The 15,135-nt window shown below is 75.5% G+C and carries 10 protein-coding genes and 2 pseudogenes; 5 read left to right on the forward strand and 7 right to left on the reverse strand.

Annotated features, from left to right (window positions below; all coding sequences use genetic code 11):
• Window positions 1-15: 15 nt before the first annotated feature.
• The 3 genes and pseudogenes from ACZ3J7_RS18590 to ACZ3J7_RS18600 form a co-directional block, all read right to left on the reverse strand.
• Complete coding sequence (locus tag ACZ3J7_RS18590) at window positions 16-771, reverse strand: SDR family oxidoreductase (RefSeq protein WP_465622054.1); 756 nt, start codon at window positions 769-771, stop codon at window positions 16-18.
• Window positions 772-813: 42 nt separating this feature from the next.
• Window positions 814-1,728: pseudogene (locus ACZ3J7_RS18595) on the reverse strand (right-handed parallel beta-helix repeat-containing protein); the annotation flags it as partial.
• Window positions 1,729-1,902: 174 nt separating this feature from the next.
• Window positions 1,903-2,523 (reverse strand): annotated as a pseudogene (locus ACZ3J7_RS18600) (carbohydrate binding domain-containing protein); the annotation flags it as partial.
• Between ACZ3J7_RS18600 and ACZ3J7_RS18605 the strand changes: the two are divergent.
• Window positions 2,498-4,795, forward strand: a complete 2,298-nt coding sequence (locus ACZ3J7_RS18605; RefSeq protein ID WP_465622056.1) for a SpoIIE family protein phosphatase — start codon at window positions 2,498-2,500, stop codon at window positions 4,793-4,795. The pseudogene ACZ3J7_RS18600 and the gene ACZ3J7_RS18605 overlap by 26 nt on opposite strands.
• Window positions 4,796-4,801: 6 nt before the next feature.
• On the opposite strand, the gene ACZ3J7_RS18610 is transcribed toward ACZ3J7_RS18605, so the two are convergent.
• Together ACZ3J7_RS18610 and ACZ3J7_RS18615 are read right to left on the reverse strand one after the other, a co-directional pair.
• On the reverse strand, window positions 4,802-5,596 hold the full coding sequence (locus tag ACZ3J7_RS18610) for an SURF1 family cytochrome oxidase biogenesis protein (RefSeq protein WP_465622058.1): 795 nt from the start codon (window positions 5,594-5,596) through the stop codon (window positions 4,802-4,804).
• Window positions 5,597-5,627: 31 nt separating this feature from the next.
• Complete coding sequence (locus ACZ3J7_RS18615; RefSeq protein WP_465622060.1) at window positions 5,628-6,620, reverse strand: DEDDh family exonuclease; 993 nt, start codon at window positions 6,618-6,620, stop codon at window positions 5,628-5,630.
• A 135-nt stretch (window positions 6,621-6,755) separates the two neighbouring features.
• On the opposite strand from ACZ3J7_RS18615, the gene ACZ3J7_RS18620 reads away from it, so the two are divergent.
• The 4 genes from ACZ3J7_RS18620 to moaA all read left to right on the forward strand — a co-directional run bounded on the left by ACZ3J7_RS18620 (window position 6,756) and on the right by moaA (window position 11,128).
• A complete protein-coding gene (locus ACZ3J7_RS18620) occupies window positions 6,756-7,799 on the forward strand; it encodes a zinc-dependent alcohol dehydrogenase family protein (protein WP_465622062.1) in 1,044 nt (347 codons plus the stop codon).
• Window positions 7,800-8,033: 234 nt separating this feature from the next.
• Window positions 8,034-8,411 (forward strand): DUF485 domain-containing protein, encoded by a 378-nt coding sequence (locus ACZ3J7_RS18625; protein WP_465622064.1) that lies wholly within the window; start codon window positions 8,034-8,036, stop codon window positions 8,409-8,411.
• Window positions 8,408-10,018 carry a solute symporter family protein gene (locus ACZ3J7_RS18630; protein ID WP_465622066.1) on the forward strand — a complete coding sequence of 537 codons (1,611 nt, stop codon included), beginning with the start codon at window positions 8,408-8,410 and terminating at the stop codon, window positions 10,016-10,018. Before ACZ3J7_RS18625 ends, ACZ3J7_RS18630 begins: the two co-directional genes overlap by 4 nt.
• Before the next feature lie 120 nt (window positions 10,019-10,138).
• Complete coding sequence (gene moaA, locus ACZ3J7_RS18635) at window positions 10,139-11,128, forward strand: GTP 3',8-cyclase MoaA (RefSeq protein WP_465622068.1); 990 nt, start codon at window positions 10,139-10,141, stop codon at window positions 11,126-11,128.
• A 10-nt stretch (window positions 11,129-11,138) separates the two neighbouring features.
• Here moaA and ACZ3J7_RS18640 read toward each other — a convergent pair whose 3' ends face one another.
• Entirely contained in the window at window positions 11,139-14,651 is a 3,513-nt protein-coding gene (locus ACZ3J7_RS18640; protein ID WP_465622070.1) for a tetratricopeptide repeat protein, read from the reverse strand.
• A 96-nt stretch (window positions 14,652-14,747) separates the two neighbouring features.
• Entirely contained in the window at window positions 14,748-15,002 is a 255-nt protein-coding gene (locus tag ACZ3J7_RS18645) for a hypothetical protein (RefSeq protein ID WP_465622073.1), read from the reverse strand.
• Window positions 15,003-15,135 lie beyond the last annotated feature (133 nt).

A 15,135-nucleotide genomic window follows, 5' to 3' on the forward strand; every position in this document is an offset into this window, starting at 1 on the left:
ATCCGGACGGCCCCGTCACAGGCCCCGGGTGGCACCGCCGTCGACCGGGAGCATCAGGCCGGTGAGGTAGGAGGCGGCGGGGGAGAGCAGGAAGGCGGCGGTGCGGCCGAACTCCTCGGGGGTGCCGTAGCGGCGCAGCGGGATGCCGGCCGCGGCGTGCTCGCGGGCGGCGGCGGGGTCGTCGGCGAGGGAGTCGAGCTCGCGGACCCGGTCGGTGTCGATCCGGCCGGGGAGCAGGCCGAGGACGCGGATGCCGCGCGGGCCGAGTTCGTCGGCGAGGGTCTTGGCGGCCATCGCGAGGCCGGGGCGCAGGCCGTTGGAGACGCCGAGGCCGGGGATCGGCTGGCGGACCGAGGTGGAGAGCACGAAGGCGATGACGCCCCCGGCCGGGAGCTGTTCGGCGGCGGTGCGGGCCAGTCGCAGGGCGCCGAGGAAGACGGAGTCGAAGGCGTCGCGCCAGGCCTCGTCGGTGGTGGTGGCGACCGGGCCCGCGCCGGGGCCGCCGACGCTGATCAGGATGCCGTCGAAGCCGCCGAAGCGCTCGCGGGCGGCGTCGACGAGGCGCTGCGGGGTGGCCGGGTCGGCGTTGTCCGCGCCGACGCCGTGGGCGGCGGGGCCGAGGGCGGTGGCGGCGGCGGTGGCGGCCGCTCCGGTGCGGCCGGTGACGATCACCTTGGCGCCTTCGTCGACGAGCTGGCGCGCGGTGGCGTGGCCGAGTCCCCGGGTCGCGCCGGTGACCACGTACACCTTGTCCTTGAGTCCGAGATCCATGCCGACCATTCTCGCCGGTCGGCACGGATCCCGGGCGCGGGGTCAGCCCACCGGGACGCCGGGGTTGACCAGGGCGGTGCCGCCGGTGACGGTGTTGTCGGCGGTGACGGTGACCGGGCAGTCGGCGGAGCGGTTGGTGACGTCGATCGCGTACTTGGCGGCGTTGGTGCCGCTCGCGCCGGTCAGGTCGGAGGTGTTGCCGCGGAAGACGGTGCCGCAGCCCCAGCCGGCCGCCTGGGTGTGGGTCTGGTAGCCGTCGTTCATGGTGCGGACGCCGGTGTTGTTCTCGATGGTGTAGCCGTTGCCCTTCACGTCGACCCAGGAGTCGTCGTAGTTCACGTCGGTCAGGCCGTTGCCGTCGAAGCGGTTGCCGGAGACCAGGCCGCCGGTGGTGCCCTCCTTGAGGTCGATGTTCTCGCCGCCGACGTTCGGGCCGATGGTGTTGTTCAGGATCTGCACGTAGTCGCTGCGGTCGGTGAGCGTGTTGGCGGTGCCGACGTACACGCCCTCGCCCTTGCCGTCGTGCGCGGTGCCGGTGTCGCGCACGGTGGAGTCGCGCAGCACGCCGTGGCTGGAGGAGTTGCGGAAGTGCACGCCCTCCATGGTGGTGTGGTGGACCGTCACCCCGGCGAGCACCACGTGGTCCGAGGAGTCGACCATGATGCCCTTCTGGGCGTTGGTGACGGTGATGCCCCGGACGGTCCAGTACGGGGCGTTGGCCAGCGAGAGGCCGTAGCCGCCGCCGGTGGAGGTGGTCAGGACCGCGTTCGGGGAGCCGGTCAGGGTGATCCGGGCGGTGGCGGTGCCCGCCGTGGTGATCTTGAAGTTGCCGGTGTAGGTGCCGTCCGCGAGCTGGATGGTGCGGCCGGGGACGGCGGCGCTCAGCGCGGCCTGGAGCTCCTTGGCGGTGGAGACCCGGACGGTGTCGGCCGGGGCGGGGGTGGCGCTGCCCGGCCCCGGGGTGCCGGTGGACGGGGTCGGGGTCGGGGTTGGGGAGGGGGACGCCGGGGACGGCGGGGGCGAGGAGGACGGCGGGGTGCTGGACGGCGGGGGCGAGGACGGGACGGCGCCGAGGGCGGTCAGCGAGACGTCGTCGGCCTGGTAGGGGCTGCCGTACCAGCCGCTCAGCGTGACGGTGACCCGGGTGGTGGTCGGGCCGGTGGTGAAGGTGCGGGTGAGCTGCGTCCAGCCGGGGGCGTTCGCCCAGGTGGAGGTGGACACGCCGGTGCCGGTGGCGGCGAGGGTGACGTACGAGCCCTTCACCCAGGCGGTCAGGGCGTAGCCGGTGTTCGGCTGGACGGTGACGTCCTGGGAGCAGGGGGCGAGGTCGCCGGCGCCCGGGACGGCGCTCAGCGCGGCGGTGCCGGAGTGCGGGGCGGAGGTGCTGGTGGCGGCGGTGCCGGCGCAGCTCCAGGGGGAGAGCGCGGCCGACTCGAAGCCGCCGTTGCCGAGGAGTTCGGTGGCGGCGCCGGCCTGCGCGGGCAGCAGGGCGAGGACGGCGGAGCCCAGGGCGAGGGCGCCGGCCGCGGCGGCGCCGCGGTGGGTGCGGTGGGGCATGAGGTCGCTCCGGAGTGGGGGAAGAGAGCGGTTCAGGTCATGTGCACGGCCAATGTGGACTAGACCATTACAGGGCGTCAATGGGTGTGCGCCGACCGGGTGTCGATGGCGCGCGGCCCGGAACCGTCCGAAGATGGGGGGACCGGACCACCCACCCGAGGTGCAGCGCATGGACAGTCGGCGGTTGCCGAACATCGACGGCGTCGCGGCGGCCCTGGTCGACGGCGACGGACGCGTCGTGGGCTGGACCACCGCCGCCGAGCAGCTGCTCGGCCTGTCGGCCGACCAGGTCGCCGGCCGACCCGCCCGCGAACTGCTGGCCGACCGCGCGGCCGACGCCCGCGCGCTCGGCCGGCGGGCCGGCGGGGTGCGCCTGCGCACCGGCGACGGCACCCCGCTGGAGGTCTCCTACCAGGTGCTGCCGCTCTCCGGCGAGCACGGCGAGGTCCGCGCCCTGGTGCTGGCCACCCCGGCCGGCACCGTCGCCCGGCGGCGCCAGGACGAGGCGTTCACCCGCGAGCTGTTCCTGCAGGACCGGATCGGCCTGGCCTTCTTCGACACCGACCTGCGGCTGCTGCGCACCAACACCCACCTGCTCCCGTACACCGGCCTGCCCGCCGACCTGGGCGGGCACCGGCTCGGCGACTTCCTGCAGCCGCAGGACGCCGCCGCCGCCGAGGAGGTGCTGCGGAGCGTGATCGCCACCGGGGAGCCGGTGGTGCGTGCCGAGCTGCCGATCCAGACCCTGGACGACCCCGGGCCCGTGGTGGTGATGGAGATCCAGGCCTTCCGGCTGCAGGCCCCCGACGGGACGCTGATCGGCGTGGCCGCGCTGTTCGGCGACGTCACCGAGCTGCACCGCTACCGGCGGCGCGCCGACGTGCTGCACCGGGCCACCGCCGCCGTCGGCGGCTCGCTCTCCGTGGTCGGCACCGCCGAGGACCTGGCCGGCGTGCTGGTGCCCGCCCTCGGCGACCGCGCCGAGGTGGACATCGCCGAAGCCGTCTTCACCGGCGACGAACCCGCCCCCGGCGCCGACGGCCTGCTCACCGTCCGCCGCACCGCCACCGCCGGGCCGCCCGGGCCCGACGGCCGCCCGCTCGGCCCGCTCGGCCGCGAACAGCTCGGCCGCCCGGCCGCCGCCACCACCGGACCGCCCGCGATGAGCGCCCCGCTGCACGCCCGCGGCGGCCCGCTCGGCCGGATCACCGTCCGCCGCGACGAGGCCCAGGGCCCGTACGAGGGCGAGGACCTCGAACTGCTCCGGGAGATCGCCGCCCGGGCCGCGCTCGCCCTGGACAACGCCCGCCGCTACACCCGCGAGCACCGGGCCGCCGTCGGGCTCCAGCGCTCGCTGCTGCCGCCCGCCGAGACCGCCGTGCCCGCCGCCACCACCGCCAGCGTCTACCGGCCCACCGACACCGCGACCGGCGTCGGCGGCGACTGGTTCGACGTGATCCCGCTCTCCGGGGCCCGGGTCGCCCTGGTGGCCGGCGACGTGGTCGGCCACGGCCTGCAGGCCAGCGCCACCATGGGCCGGCTGCGCACCGCCGTGCGCACCCTCGCCGACCTCGACCTGGAACCCGACGAGCTGCTCGTCCACCTCGACGACCTGGTCTCCCAGCTGGTCGTCGAGGGCAGCGAGGAGGAGCGCGAGCGCGGCGTCGCCGACCCCTCCGGGGCGACCTGCGTGTACGCCGTCTACGACCCGGTCTCCGGGATCTGCCAGGCCGCCAGCGCCGGGCACCCGCCGCCCGCCGTGGTGCACCCCGACGGGCGGGTCGAGTACCTGCCGGTCAACCCCGGCCCGCCGCTCGGCGTCGGCGGGCTGCCGTTCGAGGCCGTCGAGTGCGCGCTGCGCGGCGGCAGCGTGCTGGCGCTGTACACCGACGGGCTGATCGAGGGCGGCAACGGCGGCGACCTCGACGAGGGCATGGCCCAGCTCGCCGCCCGGCTCGGCGAGGCCGACCTCGGCGGCGACCTGGCCGCGGCCGGCCGGGCGATCGTCGCGGAGATGTCCACCGCCGGGCTGAGCGACGACGTCACGCTGCTGCTGGCCCGGCTGCACCCGGTGCCGCCCGCCGACACCGCCGTCTGGACCATCGACGCCGACCCGGCCGCCGTCGCCGGGGTCCGCGAGGCCGCCACCCGGACGCTGGAGGAGTGGGGGCTGGACCAGCTGGTGTTCACCACCGAGCTGGTGCTCAGCGAACTGGTCACCAACGCGATCCGGTACGCGGGCGGGCCGGTGATGGTGCGGCTGATCCGCTCCTCGGTGCTGACCTGCGAGGTCTCCGACCCCAGCGCCACCCAGCCGCGGATGCGCCGGGCCCGGCTCACCGACGAGGGCGGCCGCGGCCTGTACCTGGTCGCCCAGCTGACCGAGCGCTGGGGCAGCCGCTACACCCGGGGCGGCAAGACGATCTGGGCCGAGCAGTCGTTCGACCCGCCGCCGCTCGGCTGGTAGCGCCGCTCAGCCGGCCGCGCCGACCGGCTCCCCGGAGGGCGCCCGGTCGGCGGCGGGCTGCTTGGCCTCGCGGCGGGCCATCACCACCAGGCCGACCGGGATCAGCGCGGTGAACAGCCACCACTGGACCGCGTACGCCATGTGCGGGCCGATGTCGGAGTGGCCCGGCTCGGCCAGCGGCACGGGGGAGGGGCCGGCGGCGGGCTGCGAGGAGGCCAGCTCCAGGTAGCCGCCGAGCACGGTGGTGCCCGCGTACTTCGCCTGCTCGGCGGTGTTGATCACCTTGACCATCCGCTCCGGCAGGCCGCCGCGGTTCCGCACGCCCAGCGAGGCGTACGTCTCGTCGGCGCGCAGCCGACCGGTGACGGTCACCTCGCCGGACGGCGGGGCCGGGACGTCCGGGACGCTGGCGGCGTCCGCCGCGGACTCCACCCAGCCCCGGTTGACCAGCACCGAGCCCCTGCCGTCGGCGAGCACCAGCGGGGTCACCACGAAGTAGCCGATGGTCGAGCCGCCCGGCTCGGTGCGGCCCCGGACGACCACCTCGTGCGCGGTGTCGTAGCTGCCGGTGGCGGTCACCGTGCGCCACACCTCACCGCCCGGGACGGACCAGCCGGGGGAGGAGAGCGAGTCGAAGGCGACCGGCGCGCTGCCCAGGTTGCGGGCCACCAGGTCGTTGCGGGCCACCCGTGCCTCGTGCCGGTGGTACTGCCAGAAGCCCAGCTTGATCATGGTCGGCACCAGGACCGCGGCCACCAGCAGGAGGACCGCCCAGCGCGCGGACAGCAGGAATCGGTACACACCCGGCACGCTAACCCCCCTTACCGGGCCCTCAGGCACCGGGGTGCGGCGCGACCTCGCGCAGCAGCTGCAGGAACGCGTCCTCGCCCACCACCGGGGTGCCGTACTCGCGGGCCTTGCGGGCCTTGCCGCTCCACGAGGTCGGCTCGTTGGTGACCAGCAGGCTGGTGAGCCGGCTCACCGAGGAGGCGATGTGCAGGCCGGCCTCGGTGGCGCGGTCCTCCAGCAGCTCGCGGTCGGTGGCGGTGTCGCCGGTGATCGCCACCCGCATGCCCTGCACCAGCGGTGAGCCGTCCGCCCAGCGGCCCGGGTTCGGGTACGGGCAGGCCGGGCGTTTGCGGCCGGGGCGGTACGAGGAGCTCCACGAGCCGCGGGCCGGTCCCGCGGCCGGTCCCGCACCGGCCTCCTCGCCCAGGTCGGTGACCGCGACGCAGGCGGTCAGCGGCAGCGGGACGCCGCCGCTGCGGGCCAGCTCCAGCGAGGGCCGGAACACCTCGGCGAGCACCCGGGCGTCGTCCAGCGCGTGGTGCGCCCGGCGCTGGTGCACGCCGAAGTGCGCGGCCAGCGAGGAGAGCTTGCCGTTGGGCAGCGGCAGCCGCAGGTCGCGGGCCAGCACCATGGTGCACAGCCGCTGCTCGACCGGGGCGCGCAGACCGGCCCGGGAGAACTCGCGGGAGATCATGTTCCAGTCGAACAGCGCGTTGTGGGCGACCAGCACCCGGTCGCGCAGCCGCTCGGCGAACTCGGCGGCGACCTCCGGGAAGGTCGGCGCGCCCGCCAGGGTCTCGCTGGTCAGGCCGTGGATCCAGACCGGGCCCGGGTCCCGCTCGGGGTTCACCAGGGTGTACCAGTGGTCGGTGATCTCGCCGTCCGGGTCGAGCTGGTAGACGCCCGCCGAGATGACCCGGTCGGAGCGGCCGAGACCGGTGGTCTCCACGTCGACCACGGCGAACCCGCGCCCGGCGTCCCCGCCGGGGCCGGTGCGCGGTGCCGGGAGCGGCGAGGTCGGGAATGGCGCGTACATAACGCACCACTTTACGGGGAGCGGCGGGCGGCCCGGCACGGGGCGCGGGCGGAGCCGCCGGTTCCGGACGTCGGCTTACAGTGGGGAGCGCGGGCGCGGACGCCCGCGGCACCCGTACGACGAAGGACTTCCCTCATGCGCGCCACCGTGATCCACGGCCCCCAGGACATCCGGATCGAGGAGGTGCCCGACCCGCGGATCGAGCGCCCCACCGACGTGGTGGTGCGGGTGCTGAACGCCTGCATCTGCGGCAGCGACCTGTGGGCCTACCGGGGCGTCGCCAAGCGCAAGCCCGGGCAGCGGATCGGGCACGAGTTCCTCGGCTTCGTCGAGGAGGCGGGCGCCGAGGTGCGCGGCTTCGCGGTCGGCGACCTGGTGGTGGCCCCGTTCGTCTGGTCGGACGGCGTGTGCGAGTACTGCCGCGAGGGCCTGCAGACCTCCTGCCCGCACGGCGGGTTCTGGGGCACCCCGGGGTCGGACGGCGGGCAGGGCGAGGCCGTCCGGGTGCCGTTCGCCGACGGGACGCTGGTGAAGCTGCCCAAGGAGGCGGCCGGCGACGAGAAGCTGCTGCCCGGGCTGTTGGCGCTGTCCGACGTGATGGCGACCGGGCACCACGCGGCGGTCTCGGCGGGCGTGCGGCCCGGCGCGACGGTCGCGGTGGTCGGCGACGGCGCGGTCGGGCTGTGCGGCGTGCTGGCCGCGCGGCGGCTCGGCGCGGGCCGGATCGTCGCGCTCGGCCGGCACGGGGGCCGTACCGCGATCGCCCGCTCGTTCGGCGCCACCGACGTGGTGCCCGAGCGCGGCGAGGCGGCCGTCGAGGCGGTCCGCGAGCTGACCGGCGGCCGGGGCGCGCACGCGGTGCTGGAGGCGGTCGGCACCGAGGAGTCGATGCGCACCGCGATCGCGATCGCCAGGGACGGCGGCGCGGTCGGCTACGTGGGCGTGCCGCACGGCGGCAGCGCGGGCGTGGACATCGGCCGGATGTTCGACCGGAACGTGCGGCTGGTCGGCGGCGTCGCCCCGGCCCGGGCGTACATCCCCGAGCTGCTGCCCGACGTGCTCTCCGGCGCGATCGACCCGGGTGCGGTGTTCGACCGGACGGTGGGCCTGGACGGGGTGCCGGAGGGCTACCGGGCGATGGACGAGCGGACGGCGCTGAAGGTGCGGATCGCGTTCTGACCGGAGGCCCGCGGGGCCGCCAACCGCCCCATGAGCAGGGATAATTGAATGATCATCGCACCGGGGTGGCCGCAAAGCGGCCGCCCCGGTGGCGTGTTCCGGTCACTTTTCGGCCACATCGCGTGGGGGAGCTTCTCGGCACCCGCTCCTCGATCTACCATGCAGCGCACCCAATGTGACGTCACTCACGTCCATCTGATCGTCCGTCGCACCGAAGACGTCAGGAGACCCCGCGTGGCACCCCCGCCCGAGCCAGTCCCCGAATCGTTCCAACGTATCGAGGAATCCCAGGAGTTCCGGCAACTCCGCAGCTCCTTCCGGAACTTCGCATTCCCGGTCACGGCCGGATTCGTCCTCTGGTACCTGCTGTACGTCCTGCTCAGCTGCTACGCCCCCGGCTTCATGAGCACCAAGGTCGTCGGCAACGTCAACCTCGCGCTGGTGCTCGGCATCCTGCAGTTCGTCAGCACCTTCGCCATCGCCGCCTGGTACGCCCGGTTCGCCGACCGGCAGCTCGACCCGCGCGCCGCCGTCATCCGCGGCCGCGCCGACGCCACGCTGCCCGCGCAGGCCGCCGACCACACCGCCGTGGCCGAGGAGGCCGCCGAATGACCCAGCTGGCCACCTCCGCGAGCGACCACCGCACCCTGATCATGTCGCTGTTCGGGGTGTTCGTCCTGACCACCCTCGGCATCACCCTGTGGGCCGGCCGCAGCACCCGGGACGCCTCCGACTTCTACGCCGGCGGCCGGAGCTTCACCGGCTTCCAGAACGGCCTGGCGATCTCCGGCGACTACATGTCCGCCGCGTCCTTCCTCGGCATCACCGGCGCCATCGCGCTCACCGGCTACGACGGCTTCCTCTACTCCATCGGCTTCCTGGTCGCCTGGCTGGTCGCCCTGCTGCTGGTCGCCGAACCGCTGCGCAACTCCGGCCGCTACACCATGGCCGACGTGCTGGCCTTCCGGATGCGCCAGCGCCCGGTCCGCACCGCGGCCGGCATCTCCACCATCGTGGTGTCGATCTTCTACCTGCTGGCGCAGATGGTCGGCGCCGGCTCGCTGGTCGCGCTGCTGCTCGGCGCGCAGAGCGACGCCGCCAAGCGCTGGACCATCATCGCGGTCGGCGCGCTGATGGTGCTGTACGTCGTCGTCGGCGGCATGAAGGGCACCACCTGGGTGCAGATCATCAAGGCCGTGCTGCTGATCGCCGGCGCCGGGCTGATGACCGTCCTGGTGCTCGCCAAGTTCCACTTCAACCTGTCCGAACTGCTCGGCGCCGCCGCCAAGGCCAGCGGCAGCGGCGACAAGTTCCTGCAACCGGGCCTCAAGTACGGCGTCAGCGGCACCACCAAGCTCAACTTCCTCAGCCTCGGCATCGCCCTGGTGCTCGGCACCGCCGCGCTGCCGCACATCCTGGTGCGCTTCTACACCGTGCCCACCGCGCGCACCGCCCGGAAGTCGGTGCTCTGGTCGATCGGCATCATCGGCGTCTTCTACCTGATGACCCTCGCCCTCGGCTTCGGCGCCGCCGCCCTGGTCGGCCGCAAGGCGCTCGCCGCCGACAAGTCCGGCAACACCGCCGCTCCCCTGCTCGCCGAGCACCTCGGCGGCGGCGCCGGCACCACCGGCGGCGCGGTGCTGCTCGCGGTGATCTCCGCGGTCGCCTTCGCCACCATCCTGGCCGTGGTCGCCGGACTCACCCTGGCCTCCTCGTCCTCCTTCGCCCACGACCTGTACGCGAACGTGATCCGGCGCGGCAAGGCCACCGAGAAGGAGGAGGTGGCCAGCGCCAAGCTCGCCGCCGTCGCGATCGGCGCGGTCGCCATCCTGCTGTCGATCTTCGCCGACAAGCTGAACGCCGCCGCGCTGGTCGCGCTGGCCTTCGCCGTCGCCGCCTCCGCCAACCTGCCCACCCTGCTGTACTCGCTGTTCTGGAAGCGGTTCAACACCACCGGCGCGGTCGCCTCCACCTACGCGGGCCTGGTCACCTCGGTCGCCCTGGTGGTCTTCTCGCCGGTGGTCTCCGGCAACTCCAAGACCTCGCTCTTCCCGCACAGCGACTTCTCCTGGTTCCCGCTGGAGAACCCCGGCCTGGTCTCCATCCCGGTCGGCTTCCTGGCCGGCGTGATCGGCACCTACCTCGCCCGGGACAAGGCCGACCCGGCGAAGTACGCCGAACTCGAGGTCCGCTCGCTCACCGGCCTGGGCGCGCACTGAGCCGCCCGCCGACCGGTCCGCGCCCCGGATCCGTCCGGGGGCGGCGCTAAGCTGGCCCGGCCGCCGTACGGTGGCCGGGCCGGTTCTGTTTTCTTCGACCTCCAGGGAGGCGGGCGCCGGATGCTCCTCGACACCTACGGCCGGCAGGCGGTCGACCTGCGGGTCTCGCTCACCGACCGGTGCAACCTGCGCTGCACCTACTGCATGCCCGAAGAGGGCCTCGACTGGCTCGGCAAGCCCGACCTGCTCACCGACGAGGAGATCGTCCGCCTGGTCGCCCTCGCCGTCGGCACGCTCGGCGTCCGCGAGGTCCGCTTCACCGGCGGCGAACCGCTGCTCCGGCCCGGACTGGTCGGCATCATCGCGGCCTGCGCCGCGCTCGACCCCCGGCCGGAGGTCTCGCTCACCACCAACGGCATCGGCCTCGCCCGGATCGCGCCCGCGCTGCGCGACGCCGGCGTCGACCGGGTCAACGTCTCGCTCGACACCCTCGACCCCGACACCTTCGCCCGCCTCACCCGCCGCCGCCGGCACCAGGACGTCCTCGACGGCCTCGCCGCCGCCGAAGCCGCCGGCCTGCGGCCGGTCAAGCTCAACGCGGTCCTGATGCGCGGCGTCAACGACCACGAGGCCGCCGACCTGCTGGCCTGGGCGATCGAACACCGCTACCAGCTGCGCTTCATCGAACAGATGCCGCTGGACGCGCAGCACGGCTGGGACCGGAGCCGGATGGTCACCGCCGAGGAGATCCTCGCACTGCTGCGCACCCGCTTCGAGCTGACCCCGGAACCGTCCGCCGCCCGGGGCGCCGCCCCCGCCGAACGCTGGCTGGTCGACGGCGGACCCGCGACCGTCGGCGTCATCGCCTCGGTCACCCGGCCGTTCTGCCGCGCCTGCGACCGCACCCGGCTCACCGCCGACGGGCAGGTCCGCAACTGCCTGTTCGCCACCGGCGAGACCGACCTGCGCGGCGCCCTGCGCTCCGGCGCGAGCGACGCCGAGCTGGCCGAGCTGTGGCGGGCGGCGATGTGGGGCAAGAAGGCCGGCGCGGGCATCGACCAGCCGGAGTTCCACCAGCCGGAGCGGCCGATGTCGGCGATCGGCGGCTGAGCCCGGCCCGTCAGGGGAACAGCGCGAGGGCGGCCGCGACCCGGGGGGCCACCGGCCAGTCGAGGGCGGCGAGCTCCGCCAGGTGCGGGCGGAGCAGGACGAGGAACAGCCCGGCACCCCCGTCGGCGCGGAGGCCGGCCACCAGGGGAGCGACCTCGGCCTCCGTGGTCAGGAGGCCGAGCAGCAGGGTCCGGAACGCCCGGGTGACCCGGTCCGGCGGCTCCTCGGCCGCGAGGGCCGCCGTGAACGCCTCCCAGGCGGCCGCGGCCCCCGGCCAGCCGACCTCGTACAGCTGCTGGACGGCCTCCCCCAGCAGCAGGTCGACGTCGGTCGGATCCAGGGCGGCGGCCTCCCGCAGGGCCGCCCGGGCCGCCGCCGGGTCGCCCCGGAGGCGGAGGAACGCGACCAGGTCGACGCGGGCGGCGAGGTTCGACGGATCGGCGCCGACGGCCGTGCGCAGATCGGCCACGGCGTCGTCCGGGCGGCCGGCCAGCTGGGCGGTCAGCGCCCGGTAGCGCAGGGACTCGGAGTCGGCGGGGGCGACGGCGAGCGCGGCGTCGAAACCGGCCGAGGCGTCGTCCGGCCGGCCGGCCAGCAGGTGGGTCAGGCCGCGGGCCCGGAGGGCCTCGACGTCGGTCGGGTCGGCGGCCAGCAGCACGTCCAGGTCGGCCAGCGCGAGGTCCGGCCGACCGGTGAGGAGGTGCGCCGTGACCCGCTCGCCGCGGGCGGCGGTGTGCGCCGGATCGGCGGCGAGGAGCGGGTCGAGGTCGGCGAGGGCCGCGTCCGGGCGGTCGGCGAGCCGGTGCAGGCGGGCCCGGTCGTAGCGGGCCGCCAGGTGGCCGGGGTCGAGGGCGAGGACCCGGTCGAGGTCGTGGAGGGACCGGTCGGGGCGGTCGGCGAGCTGGTGGGCGAGGTGCCGTTCGTACAGCGTCCAGGCGTGGTCGGGGTCGAGGGCGAGCGCGGCGTCGAGGTCGGCCAGGGCCCGCTCCGGGTCGCCCAGCAGCCGGTGCGCCTTGCCGCGCCCGGCGAGCGCCGGGACGGAGGCCGGGTCCGGGGAGAGGGCTTCGGTGTAGTCGGTGATCGCCCCGGTGAGGTGACCGGCCTCGGTGCGGGTGGTGGCGCGTTCGGTCAGCGCCCAGCTGTCACCGGGGACGAGGCGCAGCGCGGCGTCCAGATCGGCGATCGACTCGTCCCACCGTCCCGCCTGCCGGTGGGCCGCGCCGCGGCCGGCCAGTGCGAGGGGGGAGCGGGGGTCGGCGTCCAGGACGGCGGTGTAGGCGGCCGCGGCCTCGTCGGGCCGTCCGGCCAGGCGGAGGGTCTCGCCGCGTTCGTACTGCGGCCACGCCTCGTCGGGGTCGAGGGCGAGGGCGGCGTCGAGGTCGGCCAGGGCCCGCTCCAGCCGTCCCGCCTCCCGGTGGGCCGCGCCGCGGCCGGTCAGCACGGTGGTGTTCCCGGGTTCGACGTCCAGGGCGGCGGTGTACTGCGCCACCGCCTCGTCCGGACGTCCGGCCAGGCGGAGCGTCCCGGCGTGCTCGTAGCGGGCCTCGACGTGGTGGGGGTCCAGGTCGTGCCCCGCCGCGAAGTCGGCCAGGGCTTCGGGCAGCCGGTTCGCGTCACGGTGCGTCATCGCCCGGAAGAAGTGGGTCGTCCCCTGCTCCGGATCGAGGGCGAGCGCCGTGGAGAGGTCCGCGAGGGCCTCGGGCAGCCGGCCCTGCTGCCGCCGGACGTCGCCCCGCAGGGCCAGCGGCCGCCAGTCGTCCGGGTCGAGCACGTGCGCCGTGCCGCAGTCGGCCGCCGCCGGGGCCGGCCGACCCGCCAGGGCGTGGCACAGCGCGCGGTGCAGGACGGCCTCGGAGGCGGACGGGTCGAGGGCGATCGACGCGTCCAGGTCGGACAGCTGCCGCTCGGGCCGGTCGAGCCTGCCGTGCACCCGGGCCCGTTGGAACCAGGCCTGCGCCGAGCGGGGGGCGAGCAGCACCGCCCGGTCGAGCAGGGCCAGCGCCTCGTGCGGGTCGTCGAGCAGGTCGTGCTCCCGTGCGCCCAGCCAGGTCAGGGCCTGGCCCCGGACGTAGGACGGCAGGCCGGGGGCGGACAGCGCGGTGAGGAGGGTGGTGGCGGCGGCCGGGTCGTCGGCGACGGAGCGCAGCAGGGTGGCCCAGTGCAGCAGGCCGGGGTCGTCGGTGCCGTGCGCGGCCAGGTCGAGGACGCGGGTCCAGGACGGGAGGGTGTCGGGGTGGCGGCCGACCGCCTCGGCGAGGTGGTCGAGCGCGGCGGGGAGGTGGTCGGCGGGGTCGAGGCAGAGCAGGTGGTAGGTCTCGTCGAGCAGGTGGCGGCGGCGCGGGGCGTCGCCGCTCCAGCCGTCGGCGGGGAGTTCGGCCTCGCGGGCCTCGCGGGCCTCGGCGTGGTGCCGGGCCAGCCTGGCGTGGCCGGCCCGCCACTCGCGGGGGGAGTGGTCGCGGCGGTGGCGCAGCAGGCTGGCGCGGACGACCGCGTGGTACTGGCGGTTGGTGACGAAGGGCTGGTCGAGCAGCCAGTCCCAGCCGGTGGCGGACGGGTCGCCGACGGCGAGCCGGAACAGCTCGGGGTCGAGCCGGGGCGGCAGGGCGGCGGCGAGGACGGTCTCGCGCAGCTCGGGTTCGGGGATCCAGCGCAGGAAGCGCCGGACGGCCTCGTCGACGGCGTCCGTCCCGGCGTCGGCGACGTCCTCGGCGGAGTCGGGCCGGGTGCCGGCCAGCAGGGCGAGCAGCAGCGGCAGGCCGAGGGACATCCGGACGATGGCGTCCACGGCGTCGGCGTGCACGTCGCGGCTCGCCAGCAGGTCGCGGGCCTCCTGCTCGGTGAAGGCGTCGAGCGGGAGGTCCACCACGGCGGGGCGCAGCTCGGTCCAGTCGCGTTCGGCGAGCTCGTCGCGGCCGGCCAGCACGACGACCACGTCGAGCGGGAGGTCGCCGTGGGCGCCGGTGAGCAGGTCGCGCAGCCAGCCGTCGAGGTGCCGGCCGGTGATCTCCCAGGTGTCCAGGAGGAGCACGGTCCAGGGGGCGGTCCGCTGTTCGCCCAGGCGGCCGAGGCCGGTGACGAAGGCCCGGCCGAGGGCGGCGAGTTCGCTCTCGCCGCCCGGTCGGCGGCGCATCGCGCCGAACAGCCGGTCGGCGCCCTGGGCGGGGACCTCGGGGGCGGCGAAGGCGTCCCGGGCCCGGCGGTGCTGTTCCAGCGCCCGCTCGAACTCCCGGAACGGGGCGCCCGGTCCGTCGAGCCGGGCGGCGAGGGCGGCGAGCGCGGTGTCGACGCCCTGGACGTCGTTCTCGTCGATCAGGGCGGTCCGGGCGCCGAGCCGGTGGGCGGCCTGCCGCCACTGGGCGAGCAGGGTGGACTTGCCGATCCCGCCGACGCCGCGGACGTGGAACAGGAAGTCCCCGTCCGGGTCGGGGCCGCGCTCCAGGGCCTCGACGAACCGGGAGACCTCCGCGCGGCGCCCGACGAACCGCGCCGCGCCGCGCCGCCGCAGGGCCTCGGCGCGGGACATCCCCCTCGGTGTGCTCGTCATGGCTGCCCCCCCAGCGGTGTCTCGTGCCGATCGCTCGGGACCGACGCTACTGCGCGGGCGGGGCGGCGTCCGGCGTTACTCCGGGACGGGCCCGGGGAAGGGTTCGGTCTCCTTGAGGAAGCCGCGGACGGCGAGGAACTGGCTGAGGCCGTCGCGGTGGGCGTCGCAGGCGAGCCAGGTCTTGCGGCGCTCGGGGGTGTGCAGCTTGGGGTTGTTCCACAGCAGGGACCAGGCGGCGAGCTCGCGGCAGCCCTTGGCGGAGCACTTCGGGGGGCCGGCGGGGCCGCCGGGGCCGGAGGGGGTGCCGAAGAGGGGGTGCGCGGTGTCCATGGGGACCGATCCTATGCCCGGGCATGACGACGCCGGGCAGCCACGGGGGGAGCTGCCCGGCGTCGGTCTGTCGCTCCGACGGGGGATGCGGAGCGCTAAGGAAGTATGGCACGGCGGAGGGGGCCTGGGTGGG

The organism is Kitasatospora sp. NPDC015121, from assembly GCF_055562955.1.

What these genes read in the sequence shown, in the direction of transcription:
- ACZ3J7_RS18590 (WP_465622054.1), bottom strand. Translation starts at nt 771, where the DNA reads ATGGATCTCGGACTCAAGGACAAGGTGTACGTGGTCACCGGCGCGACC.
- ACZ3J7_RS18605 (WP_465622056.1), top strand. Translation starts at nt 2,498, where the DNA reads ATGGACAGTCGGCGGTTGCCGAACATCGACGGCGTCGCGGCGGCCCTG.
- ACZ3J7_RS18615 (WP_465622060.1), bottom strand. Translation starts at nt 6,620, where the DNA reads ATGTACGCGCCATTCCCGACCTCGCCGCTCCCGGCACCGCGCACCGGC.
- ACZ3J7_RS18620 (WP_465622062.1), top strand. Translation starts at nt 6,756, where the DNA reads ATGCGCGCCACCGTGATCCACGGCCCCCAGGACATCCGGATCGAGGAG.
- ACZ3J7_RS18630 (WP_465622066.1), top strand. Translation starts at nt 8,408, where the DNA reads ATGACCCAGCTGGCCACCTCCGCGAGCGACCACCGCACCCTGATCATG.
- moaA (WP_465622068.1), top strand. Translation starts at nt 10,139, where the DNA reads ATGCTCCTCGACACCTACGGCCGGCAGGCGGTCGACCTGCGGGTCTCG.
- ACZ3J7_RS18640 (WP_465622070.1), bottom strand. Translation starts at nt 14,651, where the DNA reads ATGTCCCGCGCCGAGGCCCTGCGGCGGCGCGGCGCGGCGCGGTTCGTC.
- ACZ3J7_RS18645 (WP_465622073.1), bottom strand. Translation starts at nt 15,002, where the DNA reads ATGGACACCGCGCACCCCCTCTTCGGCACCCCCTCCGGCCCCGGCGGC.